This is a genomic window from Microcystis sp. LEGE 08355 (assembly GCF_015207185.1).
Classification (GTDB): domain Bacteria; phylum Cyanobacteriota; class Cyanobacteriia; order Cyanobacteriales; family Microcystaceae; genus Microcystis; species Microcystis panniformis.
Genome location: NZ_JADEXI010000412.1, coordinates 1 through 4,194 on the forward strand (window position 1 = coordinate 1; position 4,194 = coordinate 4,194).

At 47.0% G+C, this 4,194-nt stretch carries 4 protein-coding genes and 1 pseudogene; 2 read left to right on the plus strand and 3 right to left on the minus strand.

Going from position 1 to position 4,194, the window contains the following annotated elements; all coding sequences use genetic code 11:
- Positions 1 to 214: pseudogene (locus tag IQ242_RS26315) on the plus strand (hypothetical protein); the annotation flags it as partial.
- Between the two features lie 232 nt (positions 215 to 446).
- Here the strand turns inward: IQ242_RS26315 and IQ242_RS18105 are convergent.
- Positions 447 to 1,919 carry a leucyl aminopeptidase gene (locus tag IQ242_RS18105; protein ID WP_193960931.1) on the minus strand — a complete coding sequence of 491 codons (1,473 nt, stop codon included), beginning with the start codon at positions 1,917 to 1,919 and terminating at the stop codon, positions 447 to 449.
- Between the two features lie 234 nt (positions 1,920 to 2,153).
- Between IQ242_RS18105 and IQ242_RS18110 the strand changes: the two genes are divergently transcribed.
- Positions 2,154 to 2,393 (plus strand): hypothetical protein, encoded by a 240-nt coding sequence (locus IQ242_RS18110; protein ID WP_002757689.1) that lies wholly within the window; start codon positions 2,154 to 2,156, stop codon positions 2,391 to 2,393.
- Positions 2,394 to 2,453: 60 nt separating this feature from the next.
- Here the strand turns inward: IQ242_RS18110 and IQ242_RS18115 are convergent, their stop codons facing one another.
- A complete protein-coding gene (locus IQ242_RS18115; protein WP_008207177.1) occupies positions 2,454 to 3,863 on the minus strand; it encodes an NAD(P)(+) transhydrogenase (Re/Si-specific) subunit beta in 1,410 nt (469 codons plus the stop codon).
- Positions 3,860 to 4,156: an NAD(P) transhydrogenase subunit alpha gene (locus IQ242_RS18120; protein WP_002785583.1), complete on the minus strand. Its 297-nt coding sequence runs from the start codon at positions 4,154 to 4,156 to the stop codon at positions 3,860 to 3,862. The genes IQ242_RS18115 and IQ242_RS18120 overlap by 4 nt, the downstream gene beginning before the upstream one ends.
- Between the last annotated feature and the right edge of the window lie 38 nt (positions 4,157 to 4,194).

A 4,194-nucleotide genomic window follows, 5' to 3' on the forward strand; every position in this document is an offset into this window, starting at 1 on the left:
TAACGCCAGTAAAAATATTTTGGCCGCAGGGCTTGCGGTGTCAGTCTGTAGAGCGACCATAAGACCAGAACAGAGTAAATCTGTTAAGGCAGGTGCGAAAAATCCTTCGGGACCCCAAGCAGAAACCCAAATCGTGAGGTTTGGGAATCGCCGTCCGTTTTACGGCGGCGAGGATGTCAACTGTGGACGACCAAACAATCCTATCAAGAGCTAGGAGCAGATTATTACGAACAACAGTATCGTCAACGGGTCATCAACAATCTCTCGAAAAAGGCGCAATCCCTTGGCTTTCAACTGGTTGAGGCTTCCTCAGCCTGAGTTAAGTTTCTCGAGAGTGAAGGGAATAGGGGTTAGGGTTTGGGCAGATTTTTCAGGAATCAGTAAACAGTAATCAGTAATCAGTGAAAATACTCCTCACCTAATACCGCTTACTGCTTACCGATAACTTAATTATTGGCTATTACCCAATTAACTAGAGTGCGGACGGGAAAACCGGTGGCCCCGGAATTATTAACGCCATTTTCCTTATCGGACCAGACGGGTCCTGCGATATCTAGGTGGAGCCAGGGAGTATTATTAATGAATTGCTTCAAAAATAAAGCGGCTGTAATGGAACCGCCGGGACGCGGGCCGGTGTTTTTCATATCGGCAATTTGAGACTTCATCCCCTCGAAATATTTTTCTTCTAGAGGCATTGGCCAGAATTTTTCGCCGGCCAATTTAGCGGCCTCTTGGATTTGAGCAGCGAGACTCTCATCGCTGCTCCATAAACCGGCGATATCTTCCCCCAAAGCGACGACACAGGCCCCGGTTAAAGTGGCTAGATCCACGATCGCATCCACCTCTAATTTTTCCGCAAAAACCAAGGCATCGGCCAGGGTTAATCGTCCCTCGGCATCGGTGTTATTAACTTCAATAGTTTTGCCGTTAGAAGCGGTTAAAATGTCCCCGGGGTGCATAGCGCGACCACTAATCATATTTTCTGTAGCCGGACAGATAAAGTGTACTTCCACTTCTGGCCGTAATTGCGCGATCGCCTTGGCTGCGCCTAGGGTGGCGGCACCACCTCCCATATCCATTTTCATGGTTTCGATGCCACTGCCGGCCCCTTTAATATTCAAACCGCCGGAATCAAAGGTTAAACTTTTACCGACGATTGCTAGTTTACGTTTCGGGGTTCCTTGGGGTTTATAGATTAAATGAAGGAATTTTGGGGGAATATCCGAGGCTTTGGCCACTCCTAGGAAAGCTCCCATGCCCAAGCTTTCGCATTCTTCCTGTTCCAGAATTTTGAGACTTAATCCGTATTCGGCGGCAATTTGCTCGGCGGTTTCTGCCATGGTCAGGGGGGTGACGGTGTTAGCGGGAGCATTGACTAATTCTCTGGCCAAAATCACTCCGGAACAGATTTGCTCGGCCTTGGCGATCGCTGATGTCTGCTCTCCTAAACCCAATAACTCGACGGTTTCTAATTTGACTCCTTTTTCCTCTTTAGTGGACTTGAAGCGGGTATCCTGATGATTGGCCAGCAGCAGCCCTTCTGCGATTGCTCCAGCAGTAGCGGAATGATCGCCAACTACCGGTAAACTGATGGCCAGAGCTTGGCTTTTTTGTTGTTTGGCCAGACGAGCGATGGCAGCGGCCGCTAGACGCAGGGTTTGCAGGTCGAAATCGGCAGTTTTTCCCAATCCCACCAGGATTAATTTGCGAATCGGACCACCACCTAGACGAGTCGCCGCACTGCTGCCTAATTTTCCCTCGAATTCCGTCTCGGAGATGATCTCCTCTAGGTTTCCCCCTAGTTTATCGTTTAATTCTGCCAATTCTCCTGCAATCTCGATGGCTCCTTCTGGTAAACCTAGGGCTAAAGTATCTCCTGTCCAAGTAAGGAGCGAGGTGTCAGTCGATCGAATATCCATTCTTTATCTCGATAATTCTTTGCAAATTGCTTCTATTAATCACTATACTGTAAGCTCTATCAGTTATCATCGATCATCTGTTGAGGTTTAGTGGCTCCCTGTCAAGAATCAAGGTCTAGCTCTTGCTAAAATCAATGTCCCTGATTGCTGATGCTGACTGGGGATAACTGCCAGTGGTTCTACTACTTAGAAAAAATTACCAAGTTTGTGTTGATCCCTCAAGGAGAAATTTTTATGGAAATATCTCGTCCTAATCAAGCAGAATTAACCGCCGAAGAACAACAGGAACTAGAAAAGTTGCGAGCTATTATCGAACAGGCTAGTGTTGATGGCGTGATCACTCAAGGGGAAAGGGAAAGAATCGCCCTAGCTATGAGGTCTGATGGTAAAGTGACCCTAGAAGAATTAGAGTTAGTCAGAACTTTAATTACCGAAAAAGTGAGCAAAGGGGAATTAGTTCTGGATTATCTTTAAACTCTGGAAAATCGGATAAAAAAAAAGACGGGGTTTTCACCCCGTCCTATTTGTTAAGAATTATGACAAATCCTTGACTTGTGATACTAATTGTGCTACCACATCTTGAGCGCTACCAAAGAGCATAAAGGTTTTAGGATTGTAGAATAATTCATTTTCTACCCCAGCAAAACCCGATCGCATACTGCGCTTAATCACGATCGTGTGCTGTGCCTTATCCACGTCGAGAATCGGCATTCCATAAATCGGACTAGCTTTATCGTGACGGGCAGCGGGATTAACCACATCATTCGCCCCAATAATTAACGCCACATCAACGCGCTCAAACTCAGGATTAATATCATCCATATCGTAGAGTTGCGGATAGGGAACATTAGCTTCGGCCAATAATACATTCATGTGGCCGGGCATTCTTCCTGCCACGGGGTGAATAGCATATTTAACCTCAACGCCATTTTTTTCCAACTGTTCAGCCAATTCTCGCACTGCGTGTTGTGCTTGGGCCACTGCCATGCCGTAACCGGGTACAATCACCACAGAACGCGCATAACCGAGCATCATTGCCCCTTCCTCTGAATCGATCGCATGAACCGATTTATCAAGGCTAGAAGTGGCGCTCGCTTCGCCTCCGGCACTAGCACCTGTACCAAATGCCCCAAATAGTACACTAGCCAGCGATCGATTCATGGCTTTACACATAATCTGAGTTAGGATAATCCCCGACGCACCCACCAAAGCACCGGCGATGATCAACATACTATTCATCAGGATAAAACCGACTACGCTGGCGGCAAGTCCCGAAAAAGAGTTTAAGAGGGAGATAACCACGGGCATATCGCCGCCGCCGATGGGAAGCACGAATAAAGCCCCGAAAATTAAGGAAAGTGCCACCAAGGTCAGGAAAACATCGATCGAGGTGGGATCGAAAAAGAGATAGACACTACCCCCTAAAAAGGTGAGTAGCAAGAGAATGTTAAAGGGTTGCTGGAAAGGAAAAGTTACGGGCGCGCCACTGATTAATTCCTGTAATTTGGCAAAAGCGAGGACACTACCGGTAAAAGTGACACCGCCGATCAATATACCCAAAATAGCGATCAGTATCGAGTCAAAGGCAATATTTTCACCACTTTGCAGTAACCGCCAGTATTCGCCCATGGCAATTAAAGCGCTGGCAGCACCGCCTAAACCGTTAAAAATCGCCACCATTTGGGGCATAGCTGTCATCGGGACTTTTTGCGCCGAAACTAAGCCGATAATTGAACCAATCACCAACGCTACGGCGATTAAACCATAGCTGAGGATTTCTTGATTGATTAAGGTGGCAATAACGGCGATTAGCATCCCGATGGCAGCCAGAAAATTGCCTTGACGAGCGGTAGCGGGGGAAGATAATTGTTTAAGACCGATGATAAATAAAATGGCGGCGAGTAGATAGGATAACTCGATACCTGTGATCAGGGCATTATTCATGATTTAGCCTCTTTTTTCTTGAACATTTGCAGCATTCGATCGGTAACGACAAAACCACCGACCACGTTAACCATCGCCAAAATAACGGCAATTAACCCTAAAATTACGGTTAATTGGTGCCAATCCGTGCCTCCGGCGATGAGGAGCGCACCGACAACGGCGATACCTGAAATTGCATTCGCTCCCGACATCAGGGGTGTATGGAGAGTGGGAGGAACTTTATTGATCACCTCGAAACCGACAAAGGAAGCGAGGACAAATACCACTAAAGCGGTTAAAAGTTGGGCAGTCATTGGTTAAAGAAATAGGGGATAGGGTGTGGGGTGTGGGG

Coding starts and splice junctions, on each gene's coding strand:
- IQ242_RS18105 (WP_193960931.1), bottom strand. CDS start 1,919: ATGGATATTCGATCGACTGACACCTCGCTCCTTACTTGGACAGGAGAT.
- IQ242_RS18110 (WP_002757689.1), top strand. CDS start 2,154: ATGGAAATATCTCGTCCTAATCAAGCAGAATTAACCGCCGAAGAACAA.
- IQ242_RS18115 (WP_008207177.1), bottom strand. CDS start 3,863: ATGAATAATGCCCTGATCACAGGTATCGAGTTATCCTATCTACTCGCC.
- IQ242_RS18120 (WP_002785583.1), bottom strand. CDS start 4,156: ATGACTGCCCAACTTTTAACCGCTTTAGTGGTATTTGTCCTCGCTTCC.